Below are 13,482 nucleotides of genomic sequence, written 5' to 3' on the forward strand. Positions count from 1 at the left end.
CCATGTCTTGTATAACTACAGGCTATTTTTACTCTTAAGAATATGCCTAATTATATAAATGAAATCAAATATGATAAGATCAAGAAAAGATATGAGAAAAAAAATAGTTATTCTATGTAGTATATGTACTTTGGTATTTGCTTGCCAAACTGTAGAAAAAAAACAAATAAAAATTGAAAGTACCAAAGAAATAAAAGAGATGGATGCAGAAAACCTTCGCCCTTTGTTAACAAGTATTACTTCTAAATATGATGAACTTAGGCAAAAAGTTGTTCAACCTGCTGAAGGATATTTAAAATACCCATACCTGATTCCAGCAGGTTTTTATAAGCAAATGTGGGATTGGGATGGGTTTTTTATGGGAAATCATTTTGTAAGTATAGGAAAACCAGAGTACCTAAAATATTGGGCGCTCAATTTAATAGAAGGTATTGACGAAGAGGGTTATGCTTCTGGTTGCGCCACAACTAAAGGACCACGTTTGCTTTTTGGGAAATTTGCAATGAAACCATTTTTATCTCAAGGTGTGCATTTTGCTTCCAAAGGATTGGAAGATTACAAATGGGTAGCGCCTTATTACGAAGCTCTTAAAAAAGTACTAGCTTATAGAGAAAAGACACAGCAAGATGAAAAAACAGGGTTGTTTTTCTGGGATAATGGTATGCAAAGTGGTGCCGATAATAATGTAGCAATGAACTATTTTACTGATGATAAACGATCGTTTTTAGCACCAGATGCGAGTGCTTTTCAATATAAAGAATACCTAGCTCAAGCTCAAATAGCTAAGAATTTAGGGAAGCTGGAAGAAGCAAGCACATATAAAACAAAAGCAGATGATTTAAAGAAAGCCATTAATAAATATCTTTGGTCTGAAGCGGATAAAATTTACTATACGATAGATAGAGAAACGGGCGATTTTTATAAAAGAGTTAGTTATTCTTCTTTTGTGCCATTAATGCACAATATAGCACCCCAAGAAAAAGGAAAATTAATGATATCAGAATATCTAATAAACTCAGACCATATGAAAGCTAAATATGGATTCAGAACATTATCATTACAGGATCCAGATTATAACAATAAGAATATTATTGTACCCTTTTCCAATTGGCAAGGCCCCGTTTGGCCTATAGCAAATTATATTTACTCCGTTGGATTAAAAAATTATGGTTTTGATGAAGCTCTTTATTGGCAAGCAGAGACTGTTGGGACATTATTGTTGAATGATATCAAAAAATATAACACCATGCATGAAAACTACCATGCAGATACAGGAGAACCATTAGCTCCTAGTCATGACCATGTAGATAAAGATGGAAATATTGTAGGGTTCATTAGTTGGAATCTTTGTATTCAAAACCTTTTGGAAGGTGTTGTTGACGATAAATGGATGCTGCTGGAAATAGAATAAAAGAATAGTTGCCTTCTTATTTTGATATATTTGAAAGAGATAAATAATAATAAAAATGCTGGGAGTTACTATTATGAATAATAAAAGAATAACTTTATTATTACTGTTTTTCCTTGTGCAATTTTCCTTGTTTCCTCAGGATAATACTAATAATGCACGAGGAAAGCATTGGCATATTTCTGGAGATACAGCGATTACTTTCAATATAGATAATAAAGATAACTTACCTTATACCGATGATATTGAGATGGCTGGTAAGCGTGTTGCAGGTATCGTTAAATACAGTATAGATGATAAAGGAAAGTTGTCTTTGAATAGAACCGTGTTTTTTCCACAATTACATGAATTTAAGGCATCTGAAGATACATGGTTTCATGATTATAGAGCTTATTTAAAAGGGGAGTATACCGATGCGTTGTTGCCCAAGCTCTATATAAAGGATGAGCAATTTGTACCAGGTACTGTAAAAACGGTATCAATAAATGGCATACTCAATTTTGAACATGATCCATCTAAAAATGGATTAATGTTAACCCGGTCGCTTTTTCCATCCATGGACGAACGGCTTTTTAGAGAAATGTGGACTATAAAAAATACCACCGATTCTATCATGAAAATTCAAGTTGGTAATACAGCTCTTGAATTTAATGACTATGGAGCCAAAGGGAAATATAGCAGGCTTATTAAAACAAACGCGCCAGAGAGTATGGTGTTAAAGCCAGGAGAGGCAACGTCATTTTCATTAGACATTATGGCAAAAACTCCTGAAGAAAAGTTTCCAGAAGAATCAGTTGAAATAACCTTGTCAAAACGAAAAGCGTTTCTTAGTTTAATGTCAGGATCCTTACAACTAGATACACCAAACCCTATATTGAATACCTTATTTGAATTTTCAAAAACAAGGGCATCAGAAAGTATTTTTGAGTCGGAATTAGGTTTAATTCATTCGCCAGGAGGTGGTCGGTATTATGTAGGCATCTGGGCGAATGACCAGGCAGAGTATATCAATCCATTTTTTCCCTATTTGGGTTATGCTCTGGGTAACGAATCTGCGATGAACACCTTTAGAGCATTTGCCAAAGAAACGAACGCTGAATACAAAAAAATCAGATATTCTTTTGAAATTGAAGGCTTGGTAAAACCTTTCTTAAAGGATAGAGGAGATGCAGCCATGATAGCCTATGGAGCGGCGCACTATGCCATGGCATTTGGTGATATTCCTACTGCAAATGAGTTGTGGCCACTTATAGAGTGGTGTCTCGAATATTGCAACAGGCAGCTTAATGAAGAAGGTGTCGTTATGTCGGAGTCGGACGAAATGGAAGGGCGTATTGAAACAGGAAATGCTAATTTATCAACATCTTCTCTATATTATGGCGCATTAAATCATGCTGGAGATTTAGCCAAATCTCTTAATAAACCAAAAGCGTTACAGAATAAATATAAAGAACAGGCGAGCAAGCTTAGTCTAGCCATAGAAAACTATTTTGGGGCTCATGTAGAAGGTTTGGATACTTACAAATATTATAAAGAGCATAAATATTTACGTCACTGGATTTGCCTTCCATTAGTTGTTGGTCTTAACAAAAGAAAGGATGCGACTGTTACAGCGCTTTTTGATCGCCTTTGGACCGATAATGGGGTGCATGTCGAAAAAAATAGTGATGATGAAGCTATAACCAAAATATTTTGGGACCGGGGGACCTTATACGCCTTACGTGGTACATTTGCTTCTGGAGAGACAAAGAAATCCTTAGAAAAGCTAGAACAGTTTTCAGAAAAAAGACTATTGGGAAATAGGGTGCCTTACGTGGTTGAAGCTTTTCCCGAAGGTAATATGGCACATTTATCTGCAGAGAGTGCCTTGTATTGCAGAGTCTTTACCGAAGGTGTTTTTGGTATAACTCCCACGGGACTTAGTAGTTTTATTTGCACACCTAGATTGCCTGAAAATTGGGACCATATGTATTTAAATAATATTAAGGCATTTGGAGAAGATTTTAGTATAAAAGTAAATCGAGCTGGAAGACAAATAAAGGTAAAAGTGGTTAAGAGCAATGGGAATGTAGTACTTAACAAGAAAATTGCTAAAGGAAACTCAATAAACGTGACATTTATAAAGAATTAAGGAGTTTTTTTATTATTTGAAGAATCTCTAATAATCAATTCAGCATCCAAAATTATTTTATTCAGTTTTTGCTTGACGACCGTTTTTTTGGCATGTTGCAAAAATGTTTTGGCAGCCTGTTTTCCTATTTCACTGCTGTGTTGATTAATGCTTGTAATAGTAGGCGTTACCATGCCAGTAAAAGGTTCGTTGCCAAATCCTACCAAAGCGATATCTTCAGGAATCCTAATACCACGTTCGTTTAATACTTGAAGGGCGCCTAAAGCAGCATAATCACCTGCAACATAAACAGCATCTGGTCTATCTTTTAAAGCTAATAATTGAGTCATTTTATCTCTTCCATCTTCAGTGGTAAGGCTACTCTCAATTAACAGGTTATCCTCTATAGGGAGCTGATGTTTTTTCAGGGCATCAATATACCCCCGAATTCTATTATTGAAGATCCGCGTACGTTTATAACCACCAATATGAGCAATTCGTTTACAGCCCTGCTGCACCAAATGCTCAACGATCATATGGCTGCTATCATAATCATTAATACCTATATAATCTACATTTAAATCATTTTCACCACGATCGAACAGAATTAAAGGAATACCTTTAGATTTAATTTTTTCGTAATAATCCAAATGAATGGTTTCATTGGCCATAGAAGCTATAATACCGTCAACTTGTGTAAATAATAATGTATCAATATTACGACATTCCTTTTTGTAAGATTCATTGGATTGGGTGATAATGATGTTATAACCCTCTTTATCTAATGCTTCTTCTATATTTTGAATCACTGAAGAAAAAAAGTTGCTATTCGTTCTGGGAACAATAACCCCTACTAGATGACTTTTTCCTTTGCGTAAGGCACTGGCAAGATGATTTGGTTGATAATTCAGGTTTTTGGCAACCTGTCTAACAGCCTTTTTGGTTTTTTCACTAATACGGGAGTCGTCATGCAAAGCCTTAGAAACCGCAGCGGGAGAGATGTTTAAAACGTTCGCAATATCTTTTATGGTGGTTTTCTTTTTGATATTCAATTTTTTTATATATTTGCTTAAACGTTTAAGCAAATATACAGCGTTAGTTTTTATAATCAAAATCATATATTTTTAATGACTTTGATTATATTTTAACTTATTTGCTTAAACGTTTAAGCGTAAAATAAATCAAGCTAAAATAATAATTAAAACAATGGGTAAAGTAGTAACATTTGGAGAGATCATGTTAAGATTGGCTCCTCAAGGATTTTTAAGATTTTCACAAGCAAATAATTTTGATGTTATTTATGGTGGAGGAGAATCGAACGTAGCAGTGTCATTAGCCAATTATGGTGTGTCAGTAGATTTCGTAACACGTATACCAAAAAATGATATTGGAGAGTGTGCTATGATGGAAATGCGCAAAAGAGGTGTTGGTGTCGATAAGATTGTTTATGGAGGAGATCGTTTAGGAATTTACTTTTTAGAAACGGGAGCTGTTTCTAGAGGTAGTAAAGTGGTTTATGACAGAGCGCATTCTGCTATGGCAGAAATTGAATCAGGAATGATTGATTGGGATGCGGTTTTTGAAGGTGTAGAGTGGTTTCACTGGACAGGTATAACCCCTGCAATTTCTCAAGGGTCTGCAGATGTATGTTTAGAGGCTGTAAAAGCGGCAAGTGCTAAAGGTATTACTATTTCTACCGATTTAAATTACCGTGCGAAACTATGGAAATACTGTGATGATGCTCATAGAGAAGCGGTTATGACAGAATTAACTTCATACTGTGATATTGTATTAGGAAACGAAGAAGATGCAGAAATGCACTTTGGTATTAAGCCAGAAGGTATTACTGTTCAAACTCAAGGTCATGATGTGAAAGCTGAGGCATTTTTATCTGTTTGCAAGCAAATGATGGAAAAATTCCCTAGAGCTAAAAAAGTTATTACAACTTTAAGAGGATCTATTTCTGCATCTCACAATACATGGGCTGGTGTTTTATATGATGGAAAGAAAATGTACGAAACACGTCAATACCAAATTACTGATATAGTTGATAGAGTAGGTGGTGGTGATAGTTTTATGGGTGGTCTAATCTACGGATTATTGAAATACCCTGAAGATGACCAGAACGCTTTAGATTTTGCTGTAGCTGCGTCTTGTTTAAAACACACTATAAAAGGAGATGCTAACTTGGTTACAGTTAGTGAAGTAGAAAAATTAATGGGTGGTGACGCTTCAGGTCGAGTTGCAAGATAAATAATAAAGAAATGGCACAATATACAAGAATAGAAGTTGCAGAAGTTATGAAAAGCACAGGATTGGTTCCTCTGTTTTATAATAGCGATATAGAAGCAAGTAAAAAAGTATTAAAAGCGTGTTACGATGGTGGTGCGAGGTTGCTTGAGTTTACAGCTCGTGGTGATTTTGCTCATGAGGTTTTTGGTGAGTTGGTAAAATACGCGATTAAAGAATTGCCTGGGATGGTATTAGGTGTTGGATCTGTAACAGATGCTGCTGCTGCCTCAAGGTTTATGGCCTTAGGAGCTAATTTTATTGTTACACCAGTATTAAGAGAAGATATTGCCATTGCCTGTAACAGAAGAAAGGTTTTATGGTCTCCTGGATGTGGTACTTTAACAGAAATTACCAGAGCAGAGGAGTTAGGGTGCGAGATTGTTAAGTTGTTCCCTGGAGATATTTATGGACCACAATTTGTAAAAGGGATTAAAGGACCACAACCTTGGACGAGCATTATGCCAACAGGAGGCGTGTCCCCAACAAAAGAAAATTTAGAGGCTTGGTTTAATGCAGGGGTTACTTGTGTTGGTATGGGATCTAAATTAATGGCTAAAGATGCTAATGGTCAGTTTGACTATGATAAAATAGAAGAACAGGTAAGATTTTCTATTAACCTAATTAAAGAGGTTAGAAGTTAATCGAAAAGAATTCCTCGACGCTTTGCGTCGAGGTTTCTGTTGAAATTATCATTCCCGTGAAAACGGGAATCTAAATAACATAATTTCGATTTTTGCTTGAAAAAGCAAAACGAAATAACCGAAATACCTCTATGACTCTGCCTCGAGGATAGTTCGTTTCAAGAAATTATTTTACTTAAAGTATATTTTATACATACTTAAAAGCCTTCCTGAATTCAAGGAAGGCTTTCTTTTTTTATGCGCGTAAATTTGTTACTTTTGGCATCAATTGAAAAATAACTAAAATATAATGTAACGTTTATAACCAAAATCATAAATGTTTCATATTAATAACTAAAAAATAAAAAGATGAAAACAGTTAAAATTTTAAGCATAGTAATGACCGCATTACTTATGGTATCGTGTAACAAGAATGGTGTTACAAATTTACCGTTGAAAACTCAAATAGATTCCGTGAGTTATGCTATAGGTTTAAGTAATGGACATCAAGTAAGAGCAGGTTTTGAGGAGATTAATATAGACCTTTTTGTACAAGGGCTTAAAAATGGAGCTGATTCAACAAATATTTTAATAGAATCAGGCAAAATCAATCCTATTATTCAAACTTATTTCCAGAAAAAGCAGCAAGAAGAGGCTGAGAAAAAACAAGCGGAGGCCCTTAAAAAAGCTGAAGAAAAATTTGGAGAAAATAAAGCTGAAGGTGAAAAGTTTTTAGCTGAAAATATTTCAAAAGAAGGTGTTGAAACAACAGAAAGTGGTTTGCAATACATTGTTTTAAAAGAAGGAGATGGAGAGAAACCAACAGCAACTTCAAGAGTTAAAGTACATTACCATGGAACTAGAATTGATGGAACTGTATTTGATAGTTCTGTTGAGAAAGGGAATCCTTTTACAACTCCTTTAAATCGAGTTATTAAGGGGTGGACTGAAGGTCTTCAGCTTATGAAAGTTGGTTCTAAATATAGATTTTTCATTCCACAAGATTTAGCATATGGTGCTTTCCCTCAGCCAGGTGGAGTCATCAAGCCTTTTGATACTTTAATTTTTGAAATCGAGTTATTGGAAATAGTTAAGTAATTTTATAACGACTTAACCTTAATATTTTAAAAAGAACAGGAAGCATATGCCTCCTGTTCTTTTGTTTTATACGTATTCATGGTGTGATAAGATACAAACATTGTAAATTTGTACACTAAACAAAAGAACTTATGGGGCACAAAGCAGGTTTTGTAAATATCATTGGAAATCCTAACGTAGGTAAATCAACATTAATGAATGCCTTTGTAGGCGAAAAATTGTCTATTATAACATCGAAGGCGCAAACCACGCGCCATAGAATTTTGGGTATTGTAAATGGAGATAATTTTCAAGTGTTGTTTAGTGATACCCCTGGTATTATAAAGCCAGCTTATGAGTTGCAGGAGTCTATGATGGGTTTTGTAAAGTCTGCTTTTGAAGATGCCGATATATTAATTTATATGGTGGAAATTGGAGAGCAGGCGTTAAAAGATGAAGCTTTTTTCAAAAAAATTACAAGTTCAAAAATTCCTGTACTGTTACTTTTAAATAAAATTGACACCTCAAATCAAGAACAATTAGAAGTTCAAGTGCCACTTTGGGCAGAAAAAGTACCCAATGCCGAAATTATTCCTATTTCTGCATTAGAGGGCTTTCAGGTAAAAGAAGTTTTTGATAGAATTATAGAGTTACTTCCAGAATCTCCACCTTTTTATCCAAAAGATCAACTTACCGATAAGCCGGAACGTTTTTTTATAAATGAAAGTATAAGAGAAAAAATTCTCCTTCATTATAAAAAAGAGATTCCATATGCTGTTGAAGTCGATACCGAAGAATTTTTAGAGGAAGAAAAAATTATTAGAATTCGTTCTGTTATTATGGTAGAACGTGACACTCAAAAAGGGATTATTATTGGACATAAAGGAAGTGCTCTAAAACGAGTAGGGGTTGAGGCTAGAAAAGATCTAGAGAAATTTTTTGGTAAACAAATCCATCTGGAACTTTATGTTAAAGTAAATAAAAATTGGAGAAGTAATCAAAATCAATTGAAACGTTTTGGTTACAATCAGTAGCAAAAGCTAATACTTTCTTCTTAATAAGGTAACATTAACTTTAAGCATTAGTATGATATTTGTTCCTATAAAATATTCAATAATGTTTAGTTTAGTTTATTGAGTTTTTAGTTAGTTGTTGAAGCACTTTAATTTTTAAGATTAAGGTGCTTTTGCATTTTCTATAACGCTATTCATAAAATCATTTAATGCACGCATTTCATCTTTACTAGAAGCTTTTCCAATACTACCAGCAAAGTATAAGCTAATCCAAATAATGATCATTAAAAGCATAAAACTAACTTGCATGGCATAACTTTTATCTAAAGACGAATTGGTATACGCCCATATTCCAAAAGCTATAAATAAACCTGCAACTATGAAATGAAAAAACATAAACATGGTCCAAACGGTTGGATTGGGTCCGAATAACCCATGAAGTAAACTCGAATTTTCGTCAATTTCATCAATTTCCAGATGCAGTTGCGGGGACCAAAAATGTTGTTTTTCTTTTGGGAATTTAATAAAAACATGGTTGTCTAACCGCGTTACTATAAAATTAGATTGGGTGGTTTTTAAAGCTTCAAAATCTCTTAAAACAGATTGGTTATCCGTATTAAGTTTAATTTTAAAACGCGGTCTTAAAGCAATATCATTATCTATTGGCATGTCTTTATAAATTTAAGCATAGTAAATTACTGTTTTTTTTATAAAACATAAATAGTTTTAATCTGAACTCACCTTAGGTAGACTATATTTCCTATTTTTGCAAAATATTTCAAATAAAGAAATATAAATAAATCAGCTTGAGGCTGTTGTATACCACTTAATAGATTATGAGCAATATAGTAGCTATAGTAGGAAGACCAAATGTAGGGAAGTCAACTTTTTTCAATCGTTTAATACAGCGAAGAGAAGCCATAGTTGATGCTGTGAGTGGTGTTACAAGAGATCGTCATTATGGGAAGAGTGATTGGAACGGCAAAGAGTTTTCTCTTATCGATACTGGAGGTTATGTGTTGGGTAGTGACGATGTTTTTGAAGCTGAAATTGATAAACAGGTTGAATTGGCCATTGATGAGGCAGATGCTATTATTTTTATGGTAGATGTTGAGAATGGTGTTACAGGTATGGATGAAGATGTTGCCAATTTACTTCGAAAGGTAAGTAAACCTGTATTTTTGGTCGTTAATAAAGTTGATAATGCTAAACGTTCTGAAGATGCTGTTGAGTTCTACTCATTGGGATTGGGCGAATATTATAGCATTGCAAGTATTAACGGAAGTGGTACGGGCGAGTTATTAGATGCTTTAGTAGAAGCACTGCCCGAAAAGGAAGAAATCGAGGAGGAGGAGTTGCCACGCTTTGCTGTGGTTGGTCGACCCAATGCGGGGAAATCATCATTTATCAATGCATTGATTGGAGAAGATCGATATATAGTAACCGACATTGCAGGTACAACAAGAGATGCTATTGATACCAAATATAACCGTTTTGGCTTTGAGTTTAATTTAGTCGATACCGCAGGGATACGTAGAAAATCTAAGGTGAAGGAAGACTTAGAGTTTTATTCGGTTATGCGCAGTGTCAGAGCAATTGAGCATGCAGATGTGTGTCTTTTGGTTTTAGATGCCACGCGAGGTTTTGATGGCCAGGTTCAAAATATATTTTGGCTGGCAGAACGAAACCGAAAAGGTATTGTTATTTTGGTCAATAAGTGGGACTTGGTAGAGAAAGACCATAAATCGATGAAGGCATACGAAAAGGTTATTAGAAAGCAAATAGAGCCTTTTACAGATGTTCCCATCATATTTATTTCGGCTTTATCGAAACAACGTATTTTTAAAGCAATTGAAACAGCTGTTGAGGTTTATAAAAACCGTTCTAAAAAAATAAAAACAAGTCAGCTTAATGATGTCCTGTTACCCATCATCGAAAACTACCCGCCACCAGCTTTCAAGGGAAAATTTGTAAAGATTAAATACATTATGCAGTTGCCAACGCCGCAACCGCAGTTTGCTTTTTTCTGTAATTTACCACAATATATAAAAGATCCCTACAAACGTTTTTTGGAAAATAAACTTCGTGAACACTTTGACTTTACTGGGGTTCCCGTGAGTGTTTATATGCGGAAGAAGTAGTTTTTTTATTATTTTATTTGGAGGTTCTAGATATAAATGTATATTTGTGTCATAGTTAAATAGTACACTAATACATTAGATATGATTTCAACTCAAAACCTTACTTATGGTTATAGCAAAAAAGAACTTTTATTTAAAGATTTAAATTTTACTCAAAGCGCTGGAAGTATTATAGGGCTATTAGGGAAAAATGGTGCTGGAAAATCGACATTATTAAAGCTCATCTCTGGATTATTGTACGTAAAAGATGAGCAGATAAAAGTTAACGGATATATACCGCATAAAAGAGATCCTGATTTTTTAAGTGATATATTTTTTGTGAATGACACACCATTTTTACCGTCGTTAACAATAAAAACATATTTACAAATTTATGGTGCACTGTACAAAAGTTTTGATATTGAGAAGATGTATAAGATTTTATTGGAATTCGAGCTTCAGGAAGATCAAAACTTGAAAAAGCTATCTCATGGTCAGCAAAAAAAGTTCATAATAGCCTTTGCACTATCAACAAATTGTAAACTTTTAATGTTAGATGAACCTACGAACGGTCTTGATATCCCCTCTAAAAGCGTGTTTAGAAAAGTATTGGTCAACTCTGTGGAAGACGATCAATTGGTCATTATATCAACACATCAAGTCAAAGATGTTGAAACCCTTATTGATAAAATTATTGTAGTTGAAAACGGATCTATTGTTTTTAATGAAGATGTGTATCGTATTACTGAAAAATTACAGTTTAAAATATTGAATCATTTAGATGATATTTCTGGAATTATATATTCCGAAAAATCGCCAATGGGTTATAAGGTTATTCTGCCTGTAAATAATGATGAAGAAACAGAAATGGACATAGAACTTATGTTTAACGCCATTTGTAACAAAACAGAAATTAATTTATAAATTATGAATTTGCAAAAACACTTTCATGTTAAACGTTTTTACACATACTTAAAATTCGATTTAAGATTAAATGGGAAGACCTATTTGTTTTATTTTACGGGTTTAATAATTTTCTTATTCATTTTAGCTTTTTTTACATTAGCTACCGCTAGTAATCGTGTAGATTTCAATGAGAGCTATTATTCTCCTTTGGGTGTTTTTTTACAGTCGTTAACATGTGTTTTGGTGTCAGGGACCAGCTTTCCTGCTTTAAGGTCACACAGTAAGAGTATTAATTACCTTTTATTGCCTGCTTCAATTTTTGAAAAATTTTTGGTCCAATTTATTATAAGAATTTTAGTTTTTGTTTCATTGTTCTTGCCTTTGTATTGGCTTAGTTATAAATGTGCTTATGGTATATACGATTTATTCTCCTGGGAAAATCCTCTTAAAATAGATTCTTTTCATTTATTAAGTCCTATCGATTGGCACAAAGATAATATTGATACGTTAGTGGCAGTATCCACTGTTATTGCATTAAGTGTTTTTGCGTTTACTGGTGCAGCTTACTTTAAAAAATATGCTTTATTTAAAAGTGTATTTGTGTTTATGCTGGTTGCACTAGGTTATTTTTTGTTTATGGTATGCCTCTCCCATTTGTATTATTATCATAAGCCCAAAGAATTATTTGACATCAAATTAAGGTCCTATAATATGATCGAAAACATAAAAAGCTCTGATTTTTTTATTATTATACAGCTTATAGGAACAACATTGTTTTTAATCCCAATGTCATATTTTTACTTAAAAGAAAGAAAAGTTTAATATGGAATTTAAGTCTAATAGAGGTATTTTTTTACAGATTGCCGACAATCTCTGCAATCAGATTTTAGAGGGCAAATTATGCCCAGAAGAAAGAGTGCCTTCAGTACGGGATTTGGCAGTTGAATTGGAGGTAAATAGAAATACCGTGATGAGGAGCTATGCTTATTTGCAGGATGAGGGTATTTTCGAAAATAAAAGAGGAGTAGGATTTTTTGTTGCTAAACATGCTATGGTAAAAATAAAAGAGAAAGAGAAAACAACTTTTTTTGAAAACGAACTGCCTTTTTTACTTCAAAAAATAAAACTGCTCAAGCTAAACAGCAAAGATTTAAATCAAGTTATAAAAGAAATTAAAAATAATGACTAAATGAAAACATCAAGATATATACAAATAGCGCTACTTATATTTGTTATGAGTACGACAGTAATTCTGTTTGCAAATGCTAAAGAATCTTTAAAAAAAAAGGATTCTTTTTATCAATCAATGAAATTGGATAACTTTTCTGTAGTGGTTGCTGAAGAAAACTCCAATTTTTTGATAGGATCGAATAGTGCGAATACTGTTTTGGGGGTTAGTGCTCCTGGAAGACCCTATAAATTCAATGAAATTAGAATAAGTAATGATACTTTATTTATTAAGGAAGTAAAAAAATCTACTGATAAATTAATAATATATGGTAATTCAATCAAAAAGATCATTGGAAAGGCGAATTCTAATATCCATTTAAATCAGTTATTTAATGACAGTATTTTCTTTGAATTAAGTGCAAGTAAGTTGTCTGGAGTGTTTAAAGCTGATTCAATCAATACGGTAAGCATAATGGCAACTAATCATTCTGATATTCGTCTCAAATCGCTGGTTTATAAACTACCAGAAGATAAAAAAAGCGATACCAGATATAAATACCCAGAAAAACAACATGTGGAAAACTTAAAAGTATCTCTTAAGAATCATTCAAAAATATCAATGAGGATGAAAAAACCAAAACGCCTCATCGTTGAACTGGATAGTACCAGTAATTATGAAACTTCTAAATAGAATTTTAAAACTCAAATAATTAAGTTTTATGCATGATTTAACATAAAGCTTATATGTTTTACAATTTAATTAAGA

At 33.4% G+C, this 13,482-nt stretch carries 13 protein-coding genes; 11 read left to right on the plus strand and 2 right to left on the minus strand.

The features are described 5' to 3' along the window. Positions 1 to 70 precede the first annotated feature (70 nt). Positions 71 to 1,411: an MGH1-like glycoside hydrolase domain-containing protein gene (locus HHX25_RS19550; protein ID WP_169676937.1), complete on the plus strand. Its 1,341-nt coding sequence runs from the start codon at positions 71 to 73 to the stop codon at positions 1,409 to 1,411. A 73-nt stretch (positions 1,412 to 1,484) separates the two neighbouring features. After that, the gene (locus HHX25_RS19555; protein ID WP_169676939.1) at positions 1,485 to 3,539 is read left to right on the plus strand and encodes a six-hairpin glycosidase-like protein; all 2,055 of its coding nucleotides are present in this window, start codon (positions 1,485 to 1,487) and stop codon (positions 3,537 to 3,539) included. Here the strand turns inward: HHX25_RS19555 and HHX25_RS19560 are convergent. Next, complete coding sequence (locus HHX25_RS19560) at positions 3,536 to 4,570, minus strand: LacI family DNA-binding transcriptional regulator (protein WP_240964584.1); 1,035 nt, start codon at positions 4,568 to 4,570, stop codon at positions 3,536 to 3,538. The two genes, HHX25_RS19555 and HHX25_RS19560, sit on opposite strands and share 4 nt — an antisense overlap. Positions 4,571 to 4,724: 154 nt before the next feature. Between HHX25_RS19560 and HHX25_RS19565 the strand changes: the two genes are divergently transcribed. The 4 genes from HHX25_RS19565 to era all read left to right on the plus strand — a co-directional run bounded on the left by HHX25_RS19565 (position 4,725) and on the right by era (position 8,541). Beyond that, entirely contained in the window at positions 4,725 to 5,771 is a 1,047-nt protein-coding gene (locus HHX25_RS19565; RefSeq protein WP_169676943.1) for a sugar kinase, read from the plus strand. Between the two features lie 11 nt (positions 5,772 to 5,782). Then, positions 5,783 to 6,451, plus strand: a complete 669-nt coding sequence (locus HHX25_RS19570) for a bifunctional 4-hydroxy-2-oxoglutarate aldolase/2-dehydro-3-deoxy-phosphogluconate aldolase (RefSeq protein WP_169676945.1) — start codon at positions 5,783 to 5,785, stop codon at positions 6,449 to 6,451. A gap of 348 nt (positions 6,452 to 6,799) precedes the next feature. Next, positions 6,800 to 7,528: an FKBP-type peptidyl-prolyl cis-trans isomerase gene (locus tag HHX25_RS19575; RefSeq protein WP_169676947.1), complete on the plus strand. Its 729-nt coding sequence runs from the start codon at positions 6,800 to 6,802 to the stop codon at positions 7,526 to 7,528. Between the two features lie 131 nt (positions 7,529 to 7,659). Beyond that, complete coding sequence (gene era / locus HHX25_RS19580; RefSeq protein WP_169676949.1) at positions 7,660 to 8,541, plus strand: GTPase Era; 882 nt, start codon at positions 7,660 to 7,662, stop codon at positions 8,539 to 8,541. Positions 8,542 to 8,682: 141 nt separating this feature from the next. Here era and HHX25_RS19585 read toward each other — a convergent pair whose 3' ends face one another. Further along, a complete protein-coding gene (locus HHX25_RS19585; RefSeq protein ID WP_169676951.1) occupies positions 8,683 to 9,189 on the minus strand; it encodes a GTP-binding protein in 507 nt (168 codons plus the stop codon). Between the two features lie 167 nt (positions 9,190 to 9,356). Here HHX25_RS19585 and der point away from each other — a divergent pair, with 167 nt between their 5' ends. The 5 genes from der (at position 9,357) to HHX25_RS19610 (ending at position 13,407) form a co-directional block, all read left to right on the plus strand. Then, the gene (der, locus tag HHX25_RS19590) at positions 9,357 to 10,661 is read left to right on the plus strand and encodes a ribosome biogenesis GTPase Der (RefSeq protein WP_169676953.1); all 1,305 of its coding nucleotides are present in this window, start codon (positions 9,357 to 9,359) and stop codon (positions 10,659 to 10,661) included. A gap of 81 nt (positions 10,662 to 10,742) precedes the next feature. Next, positions 10,743 to 11,564, plus strand: a complete 822-nt coding sequence (locus HHX25_RS19595; protein ID WP_169676955.1) for an ABC transporter ATP-binding protein — start codon at positions 10,743 to 10,745, stop codon at positions 11,562 to 11,564. 3 nt (positions 11,565 to 11,567) lie between these two features. After that, entirely contained in the window at positions 11,568 to 12,368 is an 801-nt protein-coding gene (locus HHX25_RS19600; protein ID WP_169676957.1) for a hypothetical protein, read from the plus strand. A 1-nt stretch (position 12,369) separates the two neighbouring features. Continuing rightward, positions 12,370 to 12,735, plus strand: coding sequence for a GntR family transcriptional regulator (locus HHX25_RS19605; protein ID WP_169676959.1), 366 nt, complete (start codon positions 12,370 to 12,372; stop codon positions 12,733 to 12,735). After that, a complete protein-coding gene (locus tag HHX25_RS19610) occupies positions 12,736 to 13,407 on the plus strand; it encodes a hypothetical protein (protein WP_169676961.1) in 672 nt (223 codons plus the stop codon). The last annotated feature ends 75 nt before the right edge of the window (positions 13,408 to 13,482 follow it).

The organism is Flavivirga algicola (assembly GCF_012910715.1).
Classification (GTDB): Bacteria; Bacteroidota; Bacteroidia; order Flavobacteriales; family Flavobacteriaceae; genus Flavivirga; species Flavivirga algicola.

Excerpts from the sequence above, each read along its gene's own strand:
- HHX25_RS19550 (WP_169676937.1), top strand. The coding sequence starts at position 71 with ATGATAAGATCAAGAAAAGATATGAGAAAAAAAATAGTTATTCTATGT.
- HHX25_RS19555 (WP_169676939.1), top strand. The coding sequence starts at position 1,485 with ATGAATAATAAAAGAATAACTTTATTATTACTGTTTTTCCTTGTGCAA.
- HHX25_RS19565 (WP_169676943.1), top strand. The coding sequence starts at position 4,725 with ATGGGTAAAGTAGTAACATTTGGAGAGATCATGTTAAGATTGGCTCCT.
- HHX25_RS19570 (WP_169676945.1), top strand. The coding sequence starts at position 5,783 with ATGGCACAATATACAAGAATAGAAGTTGCAGAAGTTATGAAAAGCACA.
- HHX25_RS19575 (WP_169676947.1), top strand. The coding sequence starts at position 6,800 with ATGAAAACAGTTAAAATTTTAAGCATAGTAATGACCGCATTACTTATG.
- era (WP_169676949.1), top strand. The coding sequence starts at position 7,660 with ATGGGGCACAAAGCAGGTTTTGTAAATATCATTGGAAATCCTAACGTA.
- HHX25_RS19585 (WP_169676951.1), bottom strand. The coding sequence starts at position 9,189 with ATGCCAATAGATAATGATATTGCTTTAAGACCGCGTTTTAAAATTAAA.
- der (WP_169676953.1), top strand. The coding sequence starts at position 9,357 with ATGAGCAATATAGTAGCTATAGTAGGAAGACCAAATGTAGGGAAGTCA.
- HHX25_RS19595 (WP_169676955.1), top strand. The coding sequence starts at position 10,743 with ATGATTTCAACTCAAAACCTTACTTATGGTTATAGCAAAAAAGAACTT.
- HHX25_RS19600 (WP_169676957.1), top strand. The coding sequence starts at position 11,568 with ATGAATTTGCAAAAACACTTTCATGTTAAACGTTTTTACACATACTTA.
- HHX25_RS19605 (WP_169676959.1), top strand. The coding sequence starts at position 12,370 with ATGGAATTTAAGTCTAATAGAGGTATTTTTTTACAGATTGCCGACAAT.
- HHX25_RS19610 (WP_169676961.1), top strand. The coding sequence starts at position 12,736 with ATGAAAACATCAAGATATATACAAATAGCGCTACTTATATTTGTTATG.